At 48.3% G+C, this 23,594-nt stretch carries 22 protein-coding genes and 18 tRNA genes; 7 read left to right on the forward strand and 33 right to left on the reverse strand.

The window, feature by feature from the left end:
• Position 1: 1 nt before the first annotated feature.
• The 3 genes from lacD to CBF27_RS09015 form a co-directional block, all read right to left on the reverse strand.
• Entirely contained in the window at positions 2-1,006 is a 1,005-nt protein-coding gene (gene lacD, locus CBF27_RS09005; protein WP_126813982.1) for a tagatose-bisphosphate aldolase, read from the reverse strand.
• Between the two features lie 15 nt (positions 1,007-1,021).
• The gene (locus CBF27_RS09010; RefSeq protein WP_126813983.1) at positions 1,022-2,188 is read right to left on the reverse strand and encodes an AgaS family sugar isomerase; all 1,167 of its coding nucleotides are present in this window, start codon (positions 2,186-2,188) and stop codon (positions 1,022-1,024) included.
• A gap of 709 nt (positions 2,189-2,897) precedes the next feature.
• Entirely contained in the window at positions 2,898-4,328 is a 1,431-nt protein-coding gene (locus CBF27_RS09015) for a 6-phospho-beta-glucosidase (protein ID WP_170175069.1), read from the reverse strand.
• Between the two features lie 664 nt (positions 4,329-4,992).
• Between CBF27_RS09015 and CBF27_RS09020 the strand changes: the two genes are divergently transcribed.
• Positions 4,993-6,453: a helix-turn-helix domain-containing protein gene (locus CBF27_RS09020; RefSeq protein WP_126813984.1), complete on the forward strand. Its 1,461-nt coding sequence runs from the start codon at positions 4,993-4,995 to the stop codon at positions 6,451-6,453.
• 48 nt (positions 6,454-6,501) lie between these two features.
• Here the strand turns inward: CBF27_RS09020 and CBF27_RS09025 are convergent, their stop codons facing one another.
• From CBF27_RS09025 to selD, 3 genes are read right to left on the reverse strand one after another with little or no spacing between them, the layout of a single operon-like run.
• On the reverse strand, positions 6,502-6,732 hold the full coding sequence (locus tag CBF27_RS09025) for a putative Se/S carrier protein (protein WP_170175070.1): 231 nt from the start codon (positions 6,730-6,732) through the stop codon (positions 6,502-6,504).
• Positions 6,733-6,759: 27 nt separating this feature from the next.
• Positions 6,760-7,107 carry a sulfurtransferase-like selenium metabolism protein YedF gene (gene yedF, locus CBF27_RS09030; protein ID WP_126813986.1) on the reverse strand — a complete coding sequence of 116 codons (348 nt, stop codon included), beginning with the start codon at positions 7,105-7,107 and terminating at the stop codon, positions 6,760-6,762.
• A 22-nt stretch (positions 7,108-7,129) separates the two neighbouring features.
• Positions 7,130-8,104 (reverse strand): selenide, water dikinase SelD, encoded by a 975-nt coding sequence (gene selD / locus CBF27_RS09035; RefSeq protein WP_281273683.1) that lies wholly within the window; start codon positions 8,102-8,104, stop codon positions 7,130-7,132.
• A 253-nt stretch (positions 8,105-8,357) separates the two neighbouring features.
• Between selD and CBF27_RS09040 the strand changes: the two genes are divergently transcribed.
• The 4 genes from CBF27_RS09040 to CBF27_RS09055 all read left to right on the forward strand — a co-directional run bounded on the left by CBF27_RS09040 (position 8,358) and on the right by CBF27_RS09055 (position 10,594).
• Positions 8,358-9,140 (forward strand): phosphopantothenoylcysteine decarboxylase domain-containing protein, encoded by a 783-nt coding sequence (locus tag CBF27_RS09040; RefSeq protein WP_126813987.1) that lies wholly within the window; start codon positions 8,358-8,360, stop codon positions 9,138-9,140.
• Positions 9,137-9,676, forward strand: coding sequence for a phosphopantothenoylcysteine decarboxylase (coaC, locus tag CBF27_RS09045; RefSeq protein WP_126813988.1), 540 nt, complete (start codon positions 9,137-9,139; stop codon positions 9,674-9,676). Before CBF27_RS09040 ends, coaC begins: the two co-directional genes overlap by 4 nt.
• 15 nt (positions 9,677-9,691) lie before the next feature.
• Complete coding sequence (locus CBF27_RS09050; protein WP_126813989.1) at positions 9,692-10,318, forward strand: ECF transporter S component; 627 nt, start codon at positions 9,692-9,694, stop codon at positions 10,316-10,318.
• Positions 10,319-10,408: 90 nt separating this feature from the next.
• The gene (locus CBF27_RS09055) at positions 10,409-10,594 is read left to right on the forward strand and encodes a hypothetical protein (protein ID WP_126813990.1); all 186 of its coding nucleotides are present in this window, start codon (positions 10,409-10,411) and stop codon (positions 10,592-10,594) included.
• A 39-nt stretch (positions 10,595-10,633) separates the two neighbouring features.
• Here the strand turns inward: CBF27_RS09055 and CBF27_RS09060 are convergent, their stop codons facing one another.
• Entirely contained in the window at positions 10,634-11,440 is an 807-nt protein-coding gene (locus tag CBF27_RS09060; protein WP_425469926.1) for a ZIP family metal transporter, read from the reverse strand.
• Between the two features lie 114 nt (positions 11,441-11,554).
• Entirely contained in the window at positions 11,555-12,028 is a 474-nt protein-coding gene (locus tag CBF27_RS09065; protein WP_245986020.1) for a GNAT family N-acetyltransferase, read from the reverse strand.
• A 206-nt stretch (positions 12,029-12,234) separates the two neighbouring features.
• Between CBF27_RS09065 and CBF27_RS09070 the strand changes: the two genes are divergently transcribed.
• Positions 12,235-12,723, forward strand: coding sequence for a nucleoside deaminase (locus CBF27_RS09070; RefSeq protein WP_126813992.1), 489 nt, complete (start codon positions 12,235-12,237; stop codon positions 12,721-12,723).
• A 27-nt stretch (positions 12,724-12,750) separates the two neighbouring features.
• Here CBF27_RS09070 and CBF27_RS09075 read toward each other — a convergent pair whose 3' ends face one another.
• Positions 12,751-13,401 (reverse strand): DNA alkylation repair protein, encoded by a 651-nt coding sequence (locus CBF27_RS09075; protein WP_126813993.1) that lies wholly within the window; start codon positions 13,399-13,401, stop codon positions 12,751-12,753.
• Between the two features lie 118 nt (positions 13,402-13,519).
• Positions 13,520-13,945, reverse strand: a complete 426-nt coding sequence (locus tag CBF27_RS09080; protein ID WP_126813994.1) for a NusG domain II-containing protein — start codon at positions 13,943-13,945, stop codon at positions 13,520-13,522.
• A gap of 182 nt (positions 13,946-14,127) precedes the next feature.
• On the opposite strand from CBF27_RS09080, the gene trhO reads away from it, so the two are divergent.
• Complete coding sequence (trhO, locus tag CBF27_RS09085) at positions 14,128-15,093, forward strand: oxygen-dependent tRNA uridine(34) hydroxylase TrhO (RefSeq protein ID WP_126813995.1); 966 nt, start codon at positions 14,128-14,130, stop codon at positions 15,091-15,093.
• A 49-nt stretch (positions 15,094-15,142) separates the two neighbouring features.
• Here trhO and gor read toward each other — a convergent pair whose 3' ends face one another.
• The 23 genes from gor to CBF27_RS09200 all read right to left on the reverse strand — a co-directional run bounded on the left by gor (position 15,143) and on the right by CBF27_RS09200 (position 23,545).
• Positions 15,143-16,492: a glutathione-disulfide reductase gene (gor, locus tag CBF27_RS09090; RefSeq protein WP_126813996.1), complete on the reverse strand. Its 1,350-nt coding sequence runs from the start codon at positions 16,490-16,492 to the stop codon at positions 15,143-15,145.
• A gap of 17 nt (positions 16,493-16,509) precedes the next feature.
• Positions 16,510-17,748 (reverse strand): peptidase U32 family protein, encoded by a 1,239-nt coding sequence (locus tag CBF27_RS09095; RefSeq protein ID WP_126813997.1) that lies wholly within the window; start codon positions 17,746-17,748, stop codon positions 16,510-16,512.
• A 15-nt stretch (positions 17,749-17,763) separates the two neighbouring features.
• Positions 17,764-18,684, reverse strand: coding sequence for a peptidase U32 family protein (locus CBF27_RS09100; protein WP_126813998.1), 921 nt, complete (start codon positions 18,682-18,684; stop codon positions 17,764-17,766).
• 142 nt (positions 18,685-18,826) lie between these two features.
• Positions 18,827-21,304: an ATP-dependent Clp protease ATP-binding subunit gene (locus CBF27_RS09105; RefSeq protein ID WP_126813999.1), complete on the reverse strand. Its 2,478-nt coding sequence runs from the start codon at positions 21,302-21,304 to the stop codon at positions 18,827-18,829.
• Between the two features lie 5 nt (positions 21,305-21,309).
• On the reverse strand, positions 21,310-21,774 hold the full coding sequence (locus tag CBF27_RS09110) for a CtsR family transcriptional regulator (RefSeq protein WP_126814000.1): 465 nt from the start codon (positions 21,772-21,774) through the stop codon (positions 21,310-21,312).
• 160 nt (positions 21,775-21,934) lie between these two features.
• Positions 21,935-22,006: transfer RNA gene (locus tag CBF27_RS09115), tRNA-Glu, on the reverse strand.
• Positions 22,007-22,024: 18 nt separating this feature from the next.
• Positions 22,025-22,112: transfer RNA gene (locus CBF27_RS09120), tRNA-Ser, on the reverse strand.
• 15 nt (positions 22,113-22,127) lie between these two features.
• Positions 22,128-22,201, reverse strand: a tRNA-Ile gene (locus CBF27_RS09125).
• 16 nt (positions 22,202-22,217) lie between these two features.
• Positions 22,218-22,288 (reverse strand) — tRNA-Gly (locus CBF27_RS09130).
• A 13-nt stretch (positions 22,289-22,301) separates the two neighbouring features.
• Positions 22,302-22,374: transfer RNA gene (locus tag CBF27_RS09135), tRNA-Asp, on the reverse strand.
• Between the two features lie 3 nt (positions 22,375-22,377).
• A tRNA-Met gene (locus CBF27_RS09140) sits at positions 22,378-22,451 on the reverse strand.
• Positions 22,452-22,462: 11 nt separating this feature from the next.
• Positions 22,463-22,552, reverse strand: a tRNA-Ser gene (locus tag CBF27_RS09145).
• A 14-nt stretch (positions 22,553-22,566) separates the two neighbouring features.
• Positions 22,567-22,638: transfer RNA gene (locus CBF27_RS09150), tRNA-Glu, on the reverse strand.
• Between the two features lie 19 nt (positions 22,639-22,657).
• Positions 22,658-22,745: transfer RNA gene (locus CBF27_RS09155), tRNA-Ser, on the reverse strand.
• Between the two features lie 14 nt (positions 22,746-22,759).
• Positions 22,760-22,833, reverse strand: a tRNA-Ile gene (locus CBF27_RS09160).
• Between the two features lie 16 nt (positions 22,834-22,849).
• Positions 22,850-22,920 (reverse strand) — tRNA-Gly (locus CBF27_RS09165).
• A gap of 10 nt (positions 22,921-22,930) precedes the next feature.
• A tRNA-Phe gene (locus CBF27_RS09170) sits at positions 22,931-23,003 on the reverse strand.
• 14 nt (positions 23,004-23,017) lie between these two features.
• A tRNA-Asp gene (locus CBF27_RS09175) sits at positions 23,018-23,090 on the reverse strand.
• A gap of 3 nt (positions 23,091-23,093) precedes the next feature.
• A tRNA-Met gene (locus CBF27_RS09180) sits at positions 23,094-23,167 on the reverse strand.
• A gap of 11 nt (positions 23,168-23,178) precedes the next feature.
• Positions 23,179-23,268: transfer RNA gene (locus CBF27_RS09185), tRNA-Ser, on the reverse strand.
• 22 nt (positions 23,269-23,290) lie between these two features.
• Positions 23,291-23,364, reverse strand: a tRNA-Ile gene (locus tag CBF27_RS09190).
• 20 nt (positions 23,365-23,384) lie between these two features.
• A tRNA-Met gene (locus CBF27_RS09195) sits at positions 23,385-23,458 on the reverse strand.
• 13 nt (positions 23,459-23,471) lie between these two features.
• Positions 23,472-23,545: transfer RNA gene (locus CBF27_RS09200), tRNA-Pro, on the reverse strand.
• Between the last annotated feature and the right edge of the window lie 49 nt (positions 23,546-23,594).

Below are 23,594 nucleotides of genomic sequence, written 5' to 3' on the forward strand. Positions count from 1 at the left end.
GCTATTCTTCTCCTGTCGAAAATTTATCGTGCCATGACCGGGCTGTCCGGCTCAACACCTCATTCAGTTCTTCAATATTTTGTCGGCCCTGTGTCCTCAGCCAGGCTCTTGCAGCTTCTTCGCCTTCATGAGCAAAGACCGGCACACCGCCTTTCCATGTGGCGCGTCCGCAAAGCACACCATTAAACGTCGAACCGGCTTCATGGGCAAACTCCAGTGTCTTCCGGAACAAGTCGGCACTGACACCAGCGCTGAGGAAAATAAACGGCAGATTGGTCTTGGCGCTTTGTTCCTGAAAATGTGCCAGTGCTTCTTCGCGTGTATAAACCACATCCGCAGCATTTTCCGCAAAGCCTTGAACGTAATTCATATTGACCGGCGCCTCCATCTTCAGCACGTCCACGTGGTATTTTTCTTTCGAGAATTCCGCCATCATGTCATTGACTTTATGCGGTTTTATAGCCGCGTACGCTTTGCTGCCGGTGTCGGCAAGCTCGGCATCATAAGACACCAGTTCCAAATAAAACGGGATATCCTCTGCCAGACACTCCGAACCGATTCGTTCCACGAACGCATGCTTGCGGTCATTGATCGCCGCCGGTTCATCAACATCGTAATACAGCAAGAATTTGACCGCATCGGCACCGGCTTCTTTTAACCGGCGCACAGACATGTTTTCAATCAAATCAGGGAAACGACCCGGTTCAGTCGCGTCATACCCGGTTTGTTCATATGCTAAAAGCAGGCCGGCATCGGCATCTTTAGCACGGGCGGCCGGCAGACCGTACTCCGGGTCAAGTAAAATGGCGGTCGCGTAAGGTGTCAACTCCTCCGACACCAGCTTTTTAAAGGTGACGACCGCTTCCTCTACGTCACCGCTGAACTGCTCTTTCTGCAGCATCTTTCGCAAAGCTCCCCGCTGGTCAATAGCCAATGCGGCGATGATGCCGTTACTGGTGGATAATTGAGTCATCAATTGCTTTTTTCGTTGTGTTAACTGTTTCATTTTTAATGTTCCCCTTTACTGAACTGGCAAATCATGAATGACGACGCCGCGCACGACACGGTTGACTGTTCCTGTTGGTGAAGGTGTGTCGGGTTTGTTGGCAACTTTGACAGAGGTCAAAAGCGCCGCTACTTGACCGATTATAATAAACGGCAATGCGGCAAAACCGTCAGGAATGACTGTCGGACTGTCGAGTGCCAAAGTATCTCCGCTGAAACCGGCAGTGTTTTGCGCGATCGCCGTGACTTTTGCGGCAATGCCGTCTTCTTTGATTTCTTCTAAGACATCCAAATCGTAATTAGCCGTGTACGCATCATTGCTGACAAAACCGAAGACGATGGTCCGGTTATCAATAAATGATTTCGGCCCGTGCCGGAAGCCGACCGACGAATCAAACACAGTCGCAATCTTTCCGGCAGTCAGCTCCAGCAGCTTCAGCTGTGCCTCGCGGGTCAACCCTGAAAGACTGCCTGAACCCAAGTAAACGACCCGGTCAAAGTCGGTCTCCACAATTGTCTGCACACGCTCCTCCAGCGCAAGCGCCTGGTTGCCCATTGCCACAATCCCCGCCACCAGCTCGCTATGGTTGCGGTGTGCCTGATCGAATGTCAGCAGCGTTGCCAGTGTCATACAGGAAAAGCTGCCGGTCATGGCAAATCCTTTGTCATTCGAACGTGCCGGCATCAGCAGCACAAAACGGTTTGTATCTCCTTGACTGTTCACAGCCAGCTGGCCATCCGCTGCACACGTAATAATCAAATGCCGGATGTTGTCCACTAATTTATTTGCCAAATCCACTGCCGCAAGACTTTCAGGACTGTTTCCGCTGCGGGCAAACGACACAAGCAGGGTCGGCTGGTTGCCTTTCAAATAATCATGCGGTGCCGCAACAATGTCTGTTGTCGGAATCGATTCAAATTGATACGCATCCGTGTCCCCATAGCGTATCAGATGCGGACGCACAACATCGCCTACATAGGCTGATGTGCCAGCACCTGTAAAAATCACTCTGATTCTTTGCGCTGCTTCCTGCTGAAAATCTTCTAACAACTGATACAAGTCGGTTCGCTTGTCCTCAAATATCGCCAGCGTTTCCTCCCAGAGTTCAGGCTGCTGCATAATTTCTTTCGTGGTAATTGCTGCACCGGCTTGCTCAAGCTGCGTTTCAGACCATTTCAACATATTGCTTATCTCCTTTGTCAATTTTTTATTTTCACCCTTTACGGACAGACAATAAAGGATTCCGTACCAAAACCAACTGGTACCTACCACTTACATTATTGCCAATTTTTTATGGAAAGTCAACACTTATCTCGCAATATTCCACCGTTATATGATCAGCTAAGACTAACACTGTTCGACCAGACGCTCTAAAAAAATTTTTTTGGTTTTCATTCACGCACGCCATACTGCCATCAAAAAAAAGCACAGATGCTGTTTTAGCATCTGTGCTAAACTGTATTGACGATGGTTTCGTTAACTTCTGGTCTTCCTAGGAATTCCGCCGTGTTTTCATATGAGACAACGCAGCGTTGACTCTACTTTCTGGATGACAGCTGACAAAGACTACTTGAGTCAGCCTCTTTTACCTGAAAATCGCTTCTTTTGAGTGACAAAGCGACACCCGCTTCTTGTATTTGAAACGGATGCCGTCCTTCCTTCAACCATTGTAAATTTATAGCAAACAAGTCAAAAAATGGTTTCAATTTATTCGGCTTTAATATTTATTTTGTTATTATCAAGAAGGTAGCTTTTAAAAATCACTGGCCAACCGCTAAGACAGAACAAAAGACAATTTTGGCTCTGTCATCTGCAATGCGTTTAAAACCGGGAAAAAAGCCCGACCGAATCGTGCCCATTTCCCCCGGTAAGGTTTTTAATACTGCTGTTATTAAGCTAAATCCGCACCATTCGTGGCAATCACTTTTTTATACCAGTCGAATGATTTTTTGCGTGAACGGTTCAGCGTACCGTTGCCGTCATTGTCCCGATCTACATAAATAAAACCGTAACGCTTGCTCATTTCCCCTGTGCTGGCACTGATCAAATCAATGCAGCCCCATGTTGTATATCCCCAAAGCTCCACACCGTCTTGCACTGCTTCGCCCATGGCTTGGATGTGCTCACGCAGGTAGTCGATACGGTAGTCATCTTGAATGCTGCCATCTGCTTCAACTGTGTCAACAGCACCCAAGCCGTTTTCCACCACGAACAACGGTTTTTGATAGCGGTCATACAGTGCATTCATTGTCGTCCGGAAGCCCAGCGGGTCAATCTGCCAGCCCCATTCGCTTGCTTTCAAGTAAGGATTTTTCAAGGTCGCAAAGACATTGCCTTCTGTTTGCTTGTCATCTTCCGACGTACTGACTAAACGAGTCGAGTAGTAGCTGAATGAGATAAAATCGACTGTGTGTTTCTTCAGGATGTCCAAGTCCCCGTCAGCGATGTCCAGTTCAATTCCGTGTTCTTTGAAGAAGCGTCTGCTGTAGCTCGGGTACTCGCCGCGTGCCTGCACATCAATAAAGAAGTATCCTTCACGATTAGCCTGCAAGGCTGCCCAGACATCTTCAGGACGGCAGGTTTTCGGATACGTTTCTCCGGCAGCCAGCATACAGCCGACTTTGAAATCCGGGTTAATTTCATGTGCCAGCTTGGTCGCTTTGGCAGATGCCACCAGCTGATGGTGCGCAGCCTGATATTTGATTTGCTCAGGATTATCTTTGCCGTTCAAATCCATGCCGCCGCCAAAGAAAGGAATATGCAAAATCATATTGATTTCATTAAAAGTCAACCAGTACTTGACTTTATCACGGTAGCGTTTAAACAGTATCTCTGCATAATTTAAATACAAATCAATCAGACGGCGGTCTTCCCAGCCGTTATACTTGGTCATCAGCGCTACGGGCGTGTCAAAATGCTGAATTGTGACTAGCGGCTCGATGCCGTATTTCAAGCATTCGTCAAATAAATCATCATAAAATTTCAGACCTGCTTCGTTCGGCTCAGCATCATCCCCGTTCGGGAAAATTCTTGCCCAGCAGATTGATGTACGGAATGTTTTAAACCCCATTTCCGCCATCAAAGCAATGTCTTCTTTGAAACGATGGTAAAAATCAATGGATTCATGACTTGGATAAAAATCATACGTCTTTGTCAATGCGTCTTTAGGATTCATCAAGGCTTCCCATCTGCCGTGATGTGCATCGGGCAGAATATCAACCGGAGACAAGCCTTTGCCATCCACATCATACGCACCTTCGCACTGATTAGCGGCAACTGCACCGCCCCATAAAAAGTTTTCTGGAAAATTACTTTTTGTCATAATCGGTCCTCCCTTATTCATCAGTTATTACCATTATAACAAAAAAACGAAATAATATTTGTGCAACTCGTGTTTATAGGTTGGCTAACAAAAATGGTGCCGTAGTTTTACTCTAATGCCGGTCTTGTCACAGTTCAGTATCATCTTCAAATGTATTAACATTGACAATTTTATTTTCGTAATATCCCCATTATAAATCGGTTGTGCAGCTCTTCAAGACAAGACACAGACAAAAAAAAGGGCTATCCCATGGCTACATGGTGGACAGCTAAACAACTTTCCAGATAGCAAGTTGCTTCATAATTATTTCTTATCACAGTTTTTAGCAGATGGAACATAATCAATTTTACATTTATTCTTCACCGATAAAATTCATTTTTTTTTAACAAATGGCAAAAAAACGAATTTTTCATGATAGAAATCTCATTTATAGTTAATCGGTAATTTACTATGTTGACAGCAATTACAGCACCTGACAGTTTATTATAACCCCGATATTCCATAAAATTTATGAGCTTAAACAAAAAATAATGTACGTTTCTTAACTTGACGCAATACGAGCTTTTTTTTTCACATTTTTTTAAACTCACAGTAATATTTTTTATTGACAGCACAAAACTAGTTTTAACTCCCGAATCACAAAAAGAGAGGATGAGGGCAATCGATGCTTTCTTTACTTGAAAAAAATGAACAAGAGATTATCACTGTACTCAGCGTCTTTTTTTCTCACCCCCAAAAAAAGCGCTGGACGTTAAATGAATTACACAACGAAACAAACCTGAGTCAATGGAAAATCACTCAGGCTTTGGAAGGGATTCAGCGGATTATAGAGCACAACAACTGGCAGGACCGTATCCAGCTTGAATGGACAGCCAATGAAGTGATTGCATATTTAAAAAAGAACATTTCCATGGATTTTATCCGCAAACATTTATACAAATCTTCCATCATTTACAACTTGTGCCTTGAAGCATTGCTTAATCCCGGCTTCAACCTTTACCGCTTTCTGGACGAATACGGCATCAGTTATTCCACGCTGTACCGGCGCTTGAAACCGTTAAAAAAGATGTTGAAAGAGTTCAATCTTTGCTTCACATTAAAAGCCGACAGCCTGATTCAGGGAGAAGAGGCGCAGATACGTTATTTCCTCTACTTTTTTCTGATTGAGGCTTACAATACGGACTTTTTGAAAACATACAAAACCAGTATCGTCGACCGGGGGATCAATCATTTTTCAGTGTCTCATGACGCCTCCTTTTCACAGCAAAAGCGGCTGAAAGTATTTCTGATTATCACGCACAACCGGATATTGAATAATCACCTGATTGAGTCATTCCACTGTCCCAATCGGACAGATGCGCTGCTTTCACACTTGCATGAGCATTTCCATCAGTTTTTCGACTTGTTGAATTTGCCGTCTGAGGCCAAGCGGTCGGAGGCACAGTTTGCGGCGTTCTTTTTGTTCTCGATTGACGGGTTCTCAAAAAAACGGGTTGCCGAACAGCTGACCACTGCTGAACTGGACGGTACAACGCAGACTACTCAAAAACTGCTGGCTTTTATTCAGGACTACTTTGCTATTACATTCACACCTGAAGACACCCTGTTTTTAACAGTTAACATTGAACTGCTGCTGGCACATGCATCTTTTTTCAGCGGTTGTCTGCTTATTGCAGATATCACAATGTCTGACTACTTGACTAGTAATTTCTTTTTTATCGGCAACAATTTTTTACTAAGTTTCATCGCCTTTGTCCAAGAACAGATGTCCGTAAAAAACAAAGATTTTTTCTGCTTCAACGTATTGCCGATTGTGTCTGAAACGCTCGCCGGATATATCAAAACATCCATCAACATCCTGCTTGTTTCCAGTATTTCAAAAACATTTGAGGACACGCTAAAAAAAATGATCAGTGACATTTCGCCTTTACCGGTTAATTTTGTCCACCAGCATCAGTCCATTGATTTGATTATCACTGATTCCTACAACGGCTTGTATGAGGCCTTCCCTGAAACAAAATACTTCTGCTGGTCATACATCCCCACTGAGGAAGACTGGCAGCGGCTGAAAACCTCTTTGCTGTCTCTTGCCAAAGCAACGAGTGACAATGTCACCAGAAAATAAAAAGAACTGAAGCAGTCAGCTTCAGCTCTTTTTACACGTATTATTCAGTTATACCCTGACGTAGGTGCGATTATTCGCTATGCGGTAAATTTCTGCATAGGACACGCCGGCTTGGGTCAGCCCTTCCTGAATGCGGACCGTCTCTGCCAATGGGAACTTCATGGAAAAGCCGCAACCTGCGGAAATACGCTCAGGGGTTGCCACCAGTCTGCCCGGCAAAGCTAATGCCGCCAGCACTTTTTCAGCGCCAATCGCATCGTGTGTCGAGGGAAAAGTCATTAACGCCTCTTCTGTCATCTGCTTTACCTACGGTTTTACGACATGTGGCGCCGTACGCAGCATCTCGACGATTTTGCCCATGTTAGTTATCTCGCCGACCGCAATCTCGTCCTTGATTTGGTAGTAGTCGGCACAGGAACCGCAAATATAAATGGCAACGCCTGCTTCTGCCAACATACGCAAGTCTGCCAGACAAGAAGAGGTTTTAGTCGTCAAGAGTGCTCCGCCATGATAAAAAATCATTTTTTCTGGGTACTCGTCCTGCTGTGTCAGCACGCTGATGAAACTTTTAATTAGCGCTTGACCCAGCTCTTTTTCCCCGTGTCCCATTTCGGCACTATTGATTGCCACAATGTATGGTCTTTTTTCTGTCACATTATCACCTCATGTTAATCAGTTACTTCACAATAATTTCCCACTCCTGCCGAGCAGTGACCGTCCCGATTCGATGTGACGGGATAGCTAGGCTGCTCAACTCTTTCAACAGCTCTGCACCTTCCGCTTCCGGAATGGCAATCAGCAGACCGCCGGATGTTTGTGGGTCATAGATGATTTCCTCCAGCAGCGGGTTATCTGCCCTGAAGTCTACGACCGACAGCAGATACTCGCGGTTCTTCTTGCCGCCGGACGTGGTGACACCTTGCTCCAGACAAGTATAGGCAGCATCCAACACCGGAATATCGGCAGCTGTCAGTTCAGCCGACAATCTGCCGTCCAGCATTTCTGACAAGTGCCCGGCCAGTCCAAAACCGGTAACGTCTGTACAACTGCTGACAGGATATTTGCGCATCATGTCGGCAGCGTATTTGTTCAGCCACGTCATCTGTTTTTTCGCCGGCTCGAACGCCTCGGCGGAAATCTTGTCCGTCCCGTATCCTTTGGCTACCAGTCCAACACCAATCGGTTTCGTTAAAATCAGCATGTCCCCTTCTTGACACGTATTGTTTTTAAGAATCCGATCCGGATGGACCGTCCCTGTGACCGACAGGCCGTATTTCACCCGCGGGTCATTGATGGAGTGCCCGCCGGCCAGCATCGCCCCGGACTCAATCACCTTTTCGGCACCGCCGCGCAAAATATCCTTCAGCATAGTCATATCTTCCCCGTCGGGATACGTGACGATATTCAGTGCTACCAGCGCCTCGCCGCCCATGGCGTACACGTCGCTCAGTGCATTGGTCGCTGCAATCAACCCGAACAAATAAGGATCATTTACCATGGAAGGGAAAAAATCCAATGTTTGTATCAAGGCGGTGTCATCAGAAAGTTTGACCACTGCTGCATCATCTGTTTCCTCAAAACCAACCAGCAGCCGTTCATCCTTACTCTTCGGCAAATCAGATAATATATCACTCAGACTACCCGGTCCGATTTTCGCATTTCAACCGCCGGATATGCTTAAACACATCTTTTTATCCACACGCTTCACCCTCCTTCTACTTACTATTATAACAGTGGAAACTTGAGAAACAACCATTAAATACCGCTCTTTGCCAAAGTCGTTTCACAGATGCTGAAAGGCTGTTTCAACATAAAATCACCCATTTTTTTTTGACAGACTCTGCAAGAAAAAGTAATATATGGATAAGAACTGCTAATTTATAGAAAAGTCAGGTGAATCGTCAATGCATATTTTAATCACCGCTGGCGGTACAGCGGAAAAAATTGATAATGTCCGGACCATTATCAATCAGGCAACTGGTCGCCTCGGCAAAGAAATTGCGGCTGCCTTCTCTTCAGCGCCTGACTGCCGCATCACGTATATTCACGGTCCACAGGCAGATTTACCCGAAAAACATTCCAACATCTCTTTTTTCCCGGTCGGCTCTGTGCAGGAACTGCTGCACGAAATGACCAGACAATTGGCAAGTCAGCCGTTTGATGCGGTCATTCACAGTATGGCAGTCAGTGACTATCAAATGGATTTTGCGATTGACGGGGATGCTTTTGCGAACAAACTGGCAGAAGAACTCGTGCGTCGGCCGCAAGACATATCCGAAACCGAACTGGCAGAAGACATTCGGCAGCTGCTGCGGACGCATGCCTTCGTTCCTGAAAAACAAGCCAAAAAACTCAGCTCCGACTCCAGACAGCTGATTCTCTTTTTAGGCCGGGCACCGAAAGTCATTTCCATTATCAAGACCGTACAGCCGGAAACCATTCTCGTCGGCTTCAAGCTTTTGGTCGACGTCTCTGAAGATGTCCTGACTGACGCTGCTTTGAAAAGTATCAAAACAAACAATGCCGACTTCATTTTGGCAAACGATTTGACAAAAATCACTGGCGAAACGCATCAAGCTTTCCTGATTGACAGCGGCGCAAATAAACGGTATTTTTCAACTAAACAGGAAATAGCCGCCGGCATCCGGCAGGCTGTGATTTCCAAGCTAGAGGAGCGATCTGAATGAAAACTGTTTTACTTGGCGTATCCGCCAGCATTTCAGCATATAAAGCGGCCGATATCGTCAATCAGCTGAAAAAAAGAGGGGTCAATGTTGAAGTCATCATGACCCGTCACAGCACAGAATTTATTACACCGCTGACACTGCAGACACTTGCAAAGACAAAAATCCATACGGATGTCATGGAAGAGCACATCCCGTCGGAAATCAATCACATTGATTTGGTCAAACGTGCGGATATCTTTGTGATTGCGCCGGCATCTGCCAACATCATCGGCAAGATTGCCAACGGGATTGCCGATGACATGCTGTCTACCACAGCGTTATCGGTGCATGATATGCCGAAGCTGATAGCGCCGGCTATGAACACCTACATGTATGCCAACCCGGCCATGCAGGATAATCTGGAAAAACTGGCACGCTACGGCTACCAGCTGATTGAACCGCGGGAAAGCCTGCTGGCTTGCGGAGATTTCGGCAAAGGGGCACTCGCTGATGTCGATACTGTCGTGTCGATTATCATGGACACTCTCAATCAATAAAAAAGGGGCGGTTGTTTGAAAACGAAAAAATTAACATTGACAGCAATCTTTTTAGCCATCATTTTCTTGTTTGCACTGACACCAGTCGGCTTTATCAACCTCGTGTTTATTAAAGCGACGATTGTTCATGTACCTGTCATCATCGGTTCCATCGTTCTGGGACCCAAAATCGGTGCACTGCTCGGCGCAGCGTTCGGCGGAATCAGTATCTTTATCAATACAACGACTCCGTCACTTTTATCTTTCGCTTTCTCGCCGTTCATTCCTGTTTTAGGCACGACACACGGCAGTCCCTGGGCCGTTGTCATCGCACTGGTCCCCCGGATATTAACCGGCATCCTGCCCTTTTTTATCTACCGCGGAGTGATGGCATTTTTCAAACAAAATCCCAAACGTCAGGCTCCCGCATTGTTTGCTGCAGGGATCGGCGGTTCGGCTGTCAACACATTGCTGGTCATGAATCTGATTTATTTTCTCTTCAAGGATGCCTATGCACAGGCCAGAGGAATTCCGATTGGAGAAAGTGTCTACAAAGCTGTATTGACCGTTATCTTTGTGAACGGCGTGCCGGAAGCCTTAGTCGCCGGTATTGCTGCTGCGGCTGTCGGCACCGTGCTGCTGAAACTGGTTAAAACAACCTGACGGGTCAAAATAATCAGTCTCTAGCATGACGTTTTCTCGGAAGGCATGTGCTATGATAATGATACAATCAATTGAAAAGGAAGATTTGCCATGAGACAATCCACTTGGTCCAATATATTTGCCATTATCGGCTTAATCGTTATCGGGTCGCTTTTATTCAGCCTCGTCAGCGGTCTCTTGATGTTCGCCTTGAAAATTTTGATTCCAGTCGCGCTGGTGGTTTGGCTGGTCCGCTATATTTCAGGCAGTCACAACCGCAATAACTATTACCGATGATAAAAAAGCTGACAAGCATATTCGCTTGTCAGCTTTTTATTATCCTAAAGCCACATCCAATATCATCATCACAATAAAACCGGTCATCGTACCGAAGACCGCATAATGATTTTTACTGCTGGTCGTCTGTTGCGCTTCAGGAATCAATTCTTCAATCACGACATAAATCATTGCGCCGGCAGCAAACGCCAGTGCATACGGCAGAATGACTGTTACCTTTGTCACCAGCAGCGCCCCTAAAACGCCGGCGATCGGCTCCACAAGACCTGAAGCCTGGCCATAGAGAAAAGCCTTCGTCCGGCTCATGCCTTCCTGCCTCAGCGGGATGGACACAGCCGCACCTTCCGGGAAATTTTGAATACCGATACCGATGGCGACCGACAGTGCCCCCATGACAGCCGCTGTCGGATTGACCGCAGATGCCGCTGCCCCGAAGGCAACTCCCACAGCCAGACCTTCCGGAATGTTATGCAGCGTAATGGAGAAGACCAAAAGAATCGTCCGCCTCAAATGGGTCGGCAGCCCTTCCTGCTCCTTGTTCGGTCCGAAGTGGACGTGCGGCAGCAAATGGTCTGCGATATAAAGAAAAATACCGCCCAGTGCAAACCCGATACTGACGACCAGCCATGACGGCAAACCGTTGTTTTCTTCCGCCTGCTCGATAGCCGGCTGCAGCAGCGACCAAAAACTCGCGGCAATCATCACGCCCGATGCAAATCCCAACATTAAATTCAAAATATCTTTCTTGATTGTTTTAAATAAGAACACCAGCCCTGCACCCAAAGCTGTCATACCGTATGTAAATGCCGTACCGACCAGTGCCTGCTGCCAGGCAGCCAGTGTCATCAACCAATCTATCACACACATCGCCTCTTTCCAATCCATACTGCGGTACTTTACCGGTTAGTTCATTTAGCAATATAGTACAGTTTATTCAGAAAGTCAAAAATACCTGACTGGTTATACGTCTTTGGGGACAATTTGCTGTTTCAGCACAACCTTGTCACGCAGTCTCAACCCGTTTTCCACAATCGGTTCATCATAGTTCTCCAAAAAGAAATCCCTTTCAATTCCCGCAAAACGAAAGCCCATCTTCTGATACAGGTACAGCTGACCGATACTGGTCGTGCCGGTACAAATCTCAATATATTTGTACGAGTTGTTCTGTGCATATTCCAGAGCGTACCGCAACAGCGTCTGGCCGATGCCCTGTCTCCGCTTGTCTGCTGCCACTGCGATGTTCATGATTTCAATCGTACGCGGTCTGGTCGGCAGCAGGACCATCACACCGACCAGCTCTTCGTCATCAATCGCCTCGAATGCCATCCCCCTTGCCATATACTCTGCGACCAGTTCTTTCGACGGGTCCGCATCAAGCAGCAGCTCAAAGTGCCCTTCCGTCGCATCCGTAAATTTTCGCATAATAATTGACATCTTTATCCCTCCTTCATTCCGTCAGACACCAGCTCCGTTCAATTGACGCGCCGGTTCTTCCTACTCATATTATACCCGATTCTCCGGGTGCAAGTTATCTTTTCCGCCGCTTTTAGCAGTCCGGGGCAAGCCGGCTATTGTTTTGCCGGATAAAACGTGCTATCATCCTCACATATGACGTCACGAAACAGCAAAGGAGCAAACAGATGACACAGACAAATCAACATAGACGGCTGCTGAAACGCTGCATCGCCTTGTCAAAGTCGGCCCGTGCCAACGGCAACACACCTTTTGGCGCACTGTTAGCCGATGCCGACGGCAATATTCTGCTGGAGCAGGAGAACGTGGAGCTGACCGAAAAAAGATGCACCGGACATGCTGAAACAGCACTGGCTGAACGTGCCTCCCACCGCTATGCTAAAACCTTTTTGCAGGACTGCACACTTTACACGACTGCCGAACCGTGCGCCATGTGTTCAGGTGCCATTTACTGGGCTAACATCGGGCACGTGGTGTATGCGATGGACGAGCGCAGTCTTTTAGCCTTGACTGGCAGCCATGACCTCAATCCGACACTTGATTTGCCTTGCCGGGAAGTCTTTGCCAAAGGACAAAAAAACATCACCGTCACCGGGCCTTTCCCCGAACTGATGGATGAAGCTGCGGCTGTACACGCCGGCTTTTGGGATAATTAACCGCGCCGGCAGAAATGCTGCCGGCAATTACAACAAGTATTTACTGCCCTCTTTTTGTGCTAGACGGCTCAGCGGATACTTGGCGATAAATGCCGCAACCCAGTCAGGATTGTATTTGCTGTACTGCCTCAACGCCCAGCCGATTGCTTTCTGAATGAAAAATTCCGTTGTTTCCCTGTCAAACAGGATGGCATCTGTCAGCACTGCTTTATCCAGTGTTTCTTTTTCCATCAGCTGCAGTAAAATCGCAACACGTCTCAACCAAAAATCCGGATGCTGATGGAAAAGCGCAAAGACTTTGGCTTTGTCCTCCGGATGATACCGGACATAATTCCCAAATACTTTCCGCCACGCATCCACCGAATCCCACCATGATTTGCGTCCGACATAGCCGGCAAACAACTGAATCTCAGCCAGCGTCAGCCGCCTGGCATTGGCTGTGCAAATATCAATCGCCAAATACTGGTACTCCCGTTCTTCCCGATTATAAAATGCCTCGACGACATCCGGTATCTCTGATAACGGCAGCTTTTTGCTCAAGGCAATGACCTCCCGCGACTGCTTCCGCCTCTCAGGCGCCGGCACGCCTAAAAAGGGAAATTGATTTTTCATATAACTGCTCATCGGCTGCGACTGACCACTGTCCCCTTTGAAAGAAAAATCTTGGTATGCCGTCATGATATCCGCCCCTTTCATCTACCTCCAGTGTAGCAAGCTCGACCGGTCGCACGCAACAGCAAAAAAGCCCTTGTGCACTGATTTTAACGGCACAAGGGCTTTCTATTACCTAAACGGCTTAATACGTGATGATGACCTCATCCTCATCCGGATTCTCCGATTGGATTTCAATGACGAGCCGGTGCGGCAGACAAATGCTGGTCTGTCCCGGTTTGCTGATCCAGCCCGTATTAACAGCAATCTGGTCCGGACTATTATCTTCCTTGACGCGGATGCGGCGGCCGTCCACCTCAACAATGTTGTACTGGTTTTTATTGGGATGATACGTGACTTCTTTGCGCGGTGTCTTGTCGCTCAGCACAAACCGCTCAACTTCCTCCCCGTTAATTGTGACAACTGCCACCAGCTGGTCATCGGGGGAAACTGCCGTCTGCGTCGCGGCAAATATGCCGTAAGGGACAAAGGACAAGATTATCAAACCCGCGATGACGATGCCGTCCATGACCCGCCATTGTTTTTTTAACTCTTTCCAGACACTCATCATTACGACCCTTTCCTTTGTTGTGCTGACAGTACGCTTCTTTTTGTACATTAGCGGTTTATTTTCCCTGCGTCAACTATTTTGGCTGAAATTTATAAAAGATTTGTGAAATAAGCATTAAAATTGTCAGTCTATGACGCGCTGAACTATAATATTTCAGTACAAAGTTTTAAGGAGGACAACTCATGTCAACACATCAAGTGTTACTTTATTATTTATATGTACCAATCGACCAGCCGGAAGACTTCGCAAAAGAACATCTTGCCTTCTGCAAATCCCTCAACCTGAAAGGACGGATTTTAGTCGCCCGTGAAGGCATTAACGGTACTCTGGCCGGCACTGTTGCCGATACAAACGCCTATATGGAAGCGATGCATCAGGATGACCGCTTCAAAGATATCTTTTTCAAAATCGATGACTGTGACAGCGTACCCTTCAAAAAAATGTTCGTGCGCCCGCGCCGTGAGCTCGTATCGTTGAAACTGGAGGATGACATCAACCCGCTGGAGTTAACCGGCAGTTATTTGTCGCCGCAGGAATTCCGCGACGCACTGACGGATGAAAACACCGTTGTCATTGATGCCCGCAACGACTACGAATATGACCTCGGACATTTCAGGGGAGCCGTCCGGCCGGACATCCGCTCGTTCCGTGAATTGCCCCAGTGGATTCGCGACAATAAAGAAGCTTTCATGGACAAGCGGGTCGTTACTTACTGTACTGGCGGTATCCGCTGCGAAAAATTTTCCGGCTGGCTGGTCCGCGAAGGATTTAAAGATGTCGGCCAGCTCCACGGCGGGATTGCCACTTACGGCAAAGACCCTGACGTACGCGGTGATTTGTGGGACGGTGTGATGTATGTCTTTGATGAGCGCATCAGCGTACCGGTCAATCGCGTGGAGCATGTCGTTGTCGGCAAAGACTGGTTCGACGGCACGCCTTGCGAGCGCTACATCAACTGTGCCAATCCTGAGTGCAACCGGCAGATGCTCTGCTCTGAAGAAAACGAGCACACGTTTCTCGGCGGCTGTTCCCATGACTGCCGCATTCATCCGCGCAACCGCTACGTCAGCGAGCACAACCTGACGCTTACAGACTGGCAGGAACGAATCGAACAGCTTGGCGAAACGTTCACCGTACCAGCCCGTTAAAAACAAAACCCCTTGGCCGGACAAACCAGCTAAGGGGTTTTTACTATCTTTATCTCATCGTTACAAATTCTTCAGCAGCTGTCGGATGGATGGCCACTGTGTCATCGAAATCTTTTTTCGTCGCGCCCATTTTGACGGCTACCGCAAACCCTTGCAACATTTCATCCATGCCCTGGCCGATACCGTGCAGACCGACAATCTTTTCATTTTCGCCAACACACACCAGCTTCATGGCGCAGCGCTGTTTATACTCGGTTATTGCATAAACCATCGGCACGAAAGTTGACTGGTACACCTTCACCTGTTCATCGCCGTATGCCTGACGGGCTTTTGCCTCTGTCATCCCGACAGTCCCGATCGGCGGATGGGAAAATACGACTGTCGGAACGTTTGCATAATCCAAAAATGCATCCGTTTGGCCGTTGAACAGACGCTCTGACAAGCGCCGGCCGGCCGCAATCGCAACCGGCGTCAAATCAATTTTGCCGATGACGTCGCCCACCGCATAAATACCTGCTTGTGTCGTATTTTGATAGTTGTCTACTTTGATTGCACCTGCCTCGTCCAGCTCGACATCAGTCGCCGCCAGATTCAACTGCCCGCTGTTCGGCTTGCGGCCCGTTGCCCAGATGACTCGCGCCACATGAACAGCCTCACCATTCATCAGCTCAAGTGTCAAACTGCCGTCAGCCTGCTTAGTCAGTGCACGCGGGACGGACAACGGATGCAGGTGGATACCGCTAGTCTCGTAAGCTTCCGCCAACTTATCCGAAAGCATCGTGTCGAATGTCCGCAAGAAGCGTTCCCGCCGGTATACTAGATGTGTGTCTACCCCCAGTGCGTGCATCACACCCGCCAGCTCAACTGCGATGTAGCCGGCGCCGACCACCGCCACACTTTGCGGCAGCTCCTTCAGCGCAAAGAAGCCGTTGGAATCAAGCGCATGCTCGCCGCCGGGAATATCCGGCTCACAGCTGCTGCTGCCAGTGGCAATCAGGATGTGAGGCGCGGTGTACAGCGCCCCGTCAACAGCAACCACACGTTTATCGACAAACTGGGCAAAGCCTGTTTTGACCGTGACGCCGTTACTTGCCAACCCCTTCAAGTACAAGCCGCGTAAGCGTTCAATATAAGCGTCACGCTTGGCTACCAATTGACTGAAATCAAAACCGTGCAGACTCATGTCAAATCCGTAATCAGCCGCCTGTTGCTGAACGGTCCGGCTGACTTCCGCCCCCGACCACATTACTTTTTTCGGCACACACCCGACATTCACACACGTGCCGCCGATGTGTCCGCCCTCAATCAGCAGCACACGGGCACCGTGCATCCCGGCCCTGTTGGCAGAAGCAATACCGCCGCTGCCGCCGCCGATTACGATATAATCAAATGTTTCCATTGAATCCCCCTCTTCCTTTAACGGCTTTTGCGCCGGATCATGTCGCCTGTTTTAACAGGCTGAGCGACCGGCATTTTGACAATCATCATGGCGTTCGGCGCTTTTTCGATGGCCGTTCCCTCTTCATTCCACATCTCTGTGACAGTCTGCTCAAAATGGGTGAAGCCCGGCCCGTAAAATTCGATGTCATCACCGACGCGGAAATGATTGCGCTGGCGGATGACAGCCAGCTGTGTGTCCGCATCATATGAGAGTACTTCACCGATAAACTTGTACACCGGGATTTTCCGGCGTGCGCCGAACAGCTGGTCATTCTCCGTCGGTACGTCATAGTAAAAGCCCGTCGACAACTCCCGCTGTGCCACCTTCCACAACTCATCAATCCATTCTTGACGGCAATAATAATGTTCCGGGTCAGCCACATAACTATCCACCGCTTGCCGGTAAACATTTGCGACCGTCGACACATAGTGAATGGACTTCATCCGGCCTTCGATTTTCAAACTGTCCACACCATTTTCCACTAAATCAGGAATGTGCTCAATCATCGACATATCCACCGCACTCATTGAAAACGGCTCTTCCGCATTGTCGCCTGACGTAAGCGTCTGACGCTCTTCACCAAACGGCAAGTCGAACAAATCGTATTTCCAGCGGCACGACTGCGAACAGCCGCCGCGGTTGGCATCCCGGTGGGACATGTGATTGGACAGCGTGCAGCGTCCCGAATAGGAAATACACATTGCCCCGTGAATAAACGCTTCGATTTCAATATCCGTCTTTGCTCTGATTTGCCGGATTTCATCCATCGACACTTCACGTGCTAATACGACCCGCTCCAGACCTTCCTCTTGCCAAAAAGCCAATGTCTCCGCATTTGTCGCCGAAGACTGGGTCGACAAATGAATCGGCAGGCCCGGTGCTTCAGCCGCACATATTTCAATCAGCGCCGGATCGGAAACAATGACCGCACTGATGCCGATGTCACGCAATTTCTGGAAGAACACACCGGCTCCTTCCGCATCTGTTTCATGCGTGACCATGTTCGCCACCACATAAACTTTCGCCTGATGTTCCCGGGCAAATGCAACACCTTCTGCCATTTCCTCATAGGTAAAGTTGCCGGCACGGCTGCGCAGCCCGTACGCATTGCCCCCGATATAGACTGCATCAGCGCCATAATGAATCGCTGTTTTTAATTTTTCAAGTGTTCCGGCAGGTGCCAGAACTTCCGGTTTTTTTAAAGCCTTGGTCATGTTGGTAAAATCTCCTTACTTAATCTCATCAGGATCCAGATAGAAAAATCCCTGATCCAGTCCGCGCTGCTGCGGATGATAGTCTCTGACTTTTGCCGTCAACGCCGCCGCCTTTTCCTGCGACCACGTCCCCTGTTCCAGCAGGCACTTCGCCTCAGCAAAAAGGCCGGCAATCCGGACAAAATCATCACCCGGTGTATAGATGCCGTCCAATTTCCAATGCGTGTAGCCCAAGTCATACAACTTGCCCAGTTCCATCATGAGGTTCACATCATTGCTGGCAAAAATATGCGTCCCGTGATGATCTTCATAGATGGAATAATGTGTGTCCTCATCCTTCGGTTCAGAAAGAAACAGCCCCCGCTCCTTGCCGACATCCTCCTCTGCACCGATATATGAAAAATAATTTCTGACCAGCGGCCGTTTGGAATGGTGGATACACGTCGCCCCGTAGACCAGCACTTCGCCAAAAACAGCCAGCTGTCCCGACATCTCTTTTAATTCCTGATAAGGTACTTCACGCGCAATCACGGCCCCTTCAGCACCTTTTTTCCCCCAGAAATTTATTTGACGGGAACTGGTCACCAACGTTGCCCCATCGTAAACATAAGGCAAATCAAGCTGGTGCTTGCGTATAAGATAAATCACTCCCGGGTCGCCAACGACAATCCGGTCAACCTGATGCTCTTGCAAGAAAAACAGATAATCAAGCACTGTCTCCATCATTTCCGGATGCATGATAGCATTGACCGCAACACTGACCTTTTTACCTTTCTGATGAACCAGCTCAATCAGCTCCGCCAGTTCCGATTGTGAAAAATGAGTCGGTAAACGCAGACCATACTCCCAATCCCCAAGATACAAATAATCAACAGGCAAATCCAAAAGCTGTTCCGCCTGCTCTCTTGATGCCGCAGTGACCGTCATTTCTATCATGAAACATCCTCCTTTTCAACTATGACAATCCTATCACAGCATCACAAACTTGCCAAGCAACCTCGCCTAAAAAATCAAACTGACCGCAAAAAACCTGCGGAAGACCTTCTCCCCCGCAGGTCACTGTAATGCTGTCATACCTTTAACTGCTGACAACTGATGTTTGGCGCGGCTTGACCGTCAAGGTGATTTTCCCTTTGGACGCGCCAATCGTCACCGCATCGCCCGTCACTACGTCGCCCATCAGCAGAGCTTCGCTGACACGGTCCTCGACTTCTTTTTGCAGCGCCCGGCGAATCGGTCTGGCACCATACTCTGGATCGAATCCCACGTCACTGATGACGTCAATGGCAGATGGTGTGATTTTCAGCGTGATATTGAGCTCCTGCAATCGTTTGATAATATCCCGGCTCATAATCTTGACGATTTCATGCAGCTCTTTTTTATCCAGCGAATGGAACACAATCATTTCATCAATTCGGTTCAAAAATTCCGGTCTGAAGGCTTGCTTCAGCTCATCAAAAATCCGTTTCTTCATGGCCTTATAGTCCTGGGTGATATCCAGCACATTGAAACCGACCGATTTTTCATCCCGCAGAGCAGTCGCTCCGACGTTTGATGTCATGATGATAATCGTATTTTTGAAATCCACTTTGCGCCCCTTCGCATCCGTCAAATGTCCGTCGTCAAACACTTGCAAAAGCATGTTGAAGACATCCAAGTGCGCCTTCTCCACTTCATCCAGCAAAATAACCGAGTAAGGTTTCTGGCGAATCTTTTCAGTCAGCTGACCGCCTTCGTCATACCCCACATAGCCTGGAGGCGAGCCAATCAGCTTGCTGGTACTGTATTTTTCCATGTATTCCGACATATCCACGCGCACCAGCGCTTCTTCAGAACCAAACATGACTTCTGCCAAAGCTTTCGCCAGCTCTGTTTTTCCGACACCCGTCGGTCCTAAAAACATGAACGAACCAATCGGACGGTTAGGGTTTTTCATCCCACTGCGCGCCCGCCGAATCGCTCTGGAAACAGCTTCGACAGCTTCATTCTGGCCAACGACTCGACGATGCAGGATTTTTTCCAAATCCAGCAGACGTTCGCTTTCCTTTTTCTCGAGCTGCTGCAAAGGAATACCTGTCCACTGCGCGACCACTTGACTGATATCTTCTTCTTCCACTTTAATTTTATAGGACGAAGCCTGTGATTTTTCTTTTTCAATCAAACGTTCCAGTTTAGCCAATTCTTTTTTCTCTGTATTTCTCAATGCGGCAGCCTGTTCAAAGTTCTGACTTTGAATGGCCAGCTCTTTTTTCTGAAGAATCTGTTCAATTTTTTCCTTCTGCTTCATCACGGGCGTATCAGAATACGCCTTGTCCAAGCGCACCTTTGCTGCCGTTTCGTCCATCAAATCAATGGCCTTGTCCGGCAGCTGGCGCGAGTTGATATAGCGCACCGACAGCTGGACGGCTGCTTTGATTGCTTCATCGGTAATCGTGACACCATGGTGTTCTTCATACCGGTTGCGCAAACCGGATAAAATCTGTTCCGCCTCTTCAGGCGTCGGCTCATCGACTTGCACTTTCGCAAACCGCCGCTCCAAAGCAGAATCCTTTTCAATATATTTCTGATACTCATCCAGTGTCGTGGCGCCGATTGTCTGAAGTTCCCCGCGTGCAAGCGCCGGCTTCAAAATATTGGACGCATCAATCGCACCTTCCGCTCCTCCGGCACCAATCAGCGTGTGCAATTCATCAATAAATAAAATAATGTGCCCGTCCCGGTAAATTTCATCAATAACTTTTTTCATGCGGTCTTCAAATTCCCCGCGATACTTCGTCCCTGCAACGACCGACCCCATATCCAGCATCATCAGCCGCTTGGCCAGCATCTCTTTTGGCACTTCACCAGTTACGATTTTCTGTGCCAGCCCTTCAGCAATCGCTGTTTTCCCGACACCCGGTTCTCCCACCAGAACTGGATTGTTTTTCGTCCGGCGGCTGAGAATTTGAATCAAACGCTTGACTTCATCTTCACGACCAACCAAAGGATCCAGACGTTTGGCGCGCGCCAATGCTGTCAAATCCCTTGCCAGCGAATCCAGCGTCGGTGTGCCTTCTTCCGCGCTTCGGGCCGGTTGCGGCTTGCGCTGTCCTTGCTTAGCGCCGCCATTATCAGACAAGCCGATGCGTTTCAAAATAACTTGCCGCACTTTCGCCAGCTTGACATTAAGATTCAGCAAAATACGTGTCCCCAGTATCTCTTCATCGCGGACCATCCCCAACAAAATATGCTCCGTACCGACACTCGGCGCACCCAATCTTTTCGCTTCATCGCCGGCCAGAGCCAGTACTTTTTTAGCTCGCGGAGCATACGGCAAATACAACTGGTCCAGCTTACCCTTCGCATCACCATAACCAACGATCTGCTCGATTTCTTCGCGGACACTTCCGGCGTTGACACCAAGCTGGCGCAGTACCTTTCCGGCAATACCGCGGTCTTCTAAAATCAGTCCCAGCAGCAAATGCTCGGATCCAACTGCCTCCTGTCTGAAAAATTTTGCTTCATCTTGTGCTATTTTCAATGTCACTTTTGCTCGTTCTGTAAACAACTCACTCATTTCGGTCACTCCTTATCTTCATAGCCCAGCCTCTTTAATAATTCATGCATCATGTTTGCACGTATGTGGTTTTCATTCCCACCGGCTATGCTTTTGCGGCTGAAAAGCGTCACCAATAAATGACCTTCACGGCGGGTAATAATCTTATTTTCATATAATTTCTCTAAAATAGCAAATGCTTCACTGTCAGTCAATTCATTTCCGATAATTTTTTGCAGCGAAGCCAAATAATCAGCATGCTTGTCCAAATTGATTTTAACAATACGGATATAACCGCCCCCGCCCCGTTTACTCTCAACCCGGTACCCCTTCGGCAATGTAAAACGTGTGTTGATGACATAATTGATCTGTGAAGGCACACAGTTGAACAAATCAGCCATTTCGGAACGCCTAATTTCAATCTGCTTATGAGTTTTCAAGATGTCTTTCAAATACATCTCAATCAAATCAGAAATATTTTTATTTTCCATGTCCACCCCCACTTTCATTGACTATCTTTGACCATAATTATACAGAAAAATATGGAAATATGATAGTTTTCTGTCTATCCGCTAGCCAGATACACACAGCCTGTATAAAAAGGTAATTAAAAATGAGCCAGCACACGCTGACTCATTCACCTATTCATTATGACCCGTACGGGATTCGAACCCGTGTTACCGCCGTGAAAGGGCGGTGTCTTAACCACTTGACCAACGGGCCGGACTAAAAGACTATCTATGGAGAAGGAGGGATTTGAACCCTCGCGCCAGTTTCCCGACCTACACCCTTAGCAGGGGCGCCTCTTCAGCCACTTGAGTACTTCTCCGTGGTTGGTGCTAAATGGGCCTAAATGGACTCGAACCATCGACCTCACGCTTATCAGGCGTGCGCTCTAACCAGCTGAGCTATAGGCCCCTAATTTTATAGTAAAAGCGGGTGACGAGAATCGAACTCGCGACAACAGCTTGGAAGGCTGTGGTTTTACCACTAAACTACACCCGCAGGAACAAAAAAACGGTTCCGACGGGATTTGAACCCGCGATCTCCTGCGTGACAGGCAGGCATGTTAACCCCTACACCACGGAACCTAATTGCGGGGACAGGATTTGAACCTGCGACCTTCGGGTTATGAGCCCGACGAGCTACCAGACTGCTCCACCCCGCGATAATAGTAAAAGGAGGATAAGGGATTCGAACCCTTGCGTGCTTTTACACACCTGACGGTTTTCAAGACCGTTCCCTTCAGCCAGACTTGGGTAATCCTCCATATGAATTGCTAATGACCCGTACGGGATTCGAACCCGTGTTACCGCCGTGAAAGGGCGGTGTCTTAACCACTTGACCAACGGGCCGGATTAAAAAGACTACATATGGAGAAGGAGGGATTTGAACCCTCGCGCCAGTTTCCCGACCTACACCCTTAGCAGGGGCGCCTCTTCAGCCACTTGAGTACTTCTCCGTGGTTGGTGTTAATGGGCCTAAATGGACTCGAACCATCGACCTCACGCTTATCAGGCGTGCGCTCTAACCAGCTGAGCTATAGGCCCCTAATTTTATAGTAAAAGCGGGTGACGAGAATCGAACTCGCGACAACAGCTTGGAAGGCTGTGGTTTTACCACTAAACTACACCCGCACAAAACAGATGGCGCAGGACAGAATCGAACTGCCGACACACGGAGCTTCAATCCGTTGCTCTACCAACTGAGCTACTGCGCCAGCTCAATAAAAAACGGTTCCGACGGGATTTGAACCCGCGATCTCCTGCGTGACAGGCAGGCATGTTAACCCCTACACCACGGAACCTAATTGCGGGGACAGGATTTGAACCTGCGACCTTCGGGTTATGAGCCCGACGAGCTACCAGACTGCTCCACCCCGCGGTAATAGTAAAAGGAGGATAAGGGATTCGAACCCTTGCGTGCTTTTACACACCTGACGGTTTTCAAGACCGTTCCCTTCAGCCAGACTTGGGTAATCCTCCATGTTTGTCTGGTCAGGTGCTATGGACCTTGTAGGACTCGAACCTACGACCGCCCGGTTATGAGCCGGGAGCTCTAACCAACTGAGCTAAAGGTCCAAGTTCCAGAAAAATGCCAATCGCGGCGGAGGGGATCGAACCCCCGACCTCCCGGGTATGAACCGGACGCTCTAGCCAGCTGAGCTACACCGCGAAAAAAATGAAAATCGGGAAGACAGGATTCGAACCTGCGACCCCTTGGTCCCAAACCAAGTGCTCTACCAAGCTGAGCTACTTCCCGTATATGCTGCTACGCGCCCAAGAGGAGTCGAACCCCTAACCTTCTGATC

Origin of the sequence: Vagococcus acidifermentans (genome assembly GCF_003987655.1) — a bacterium.
Taxonomy (GTDB): Bacteria; Bacillota; Bacilli; order Lactobacillales; family Vagococcaceae; genus Vagococcus_B; species Vagococcus_B acidifermentans.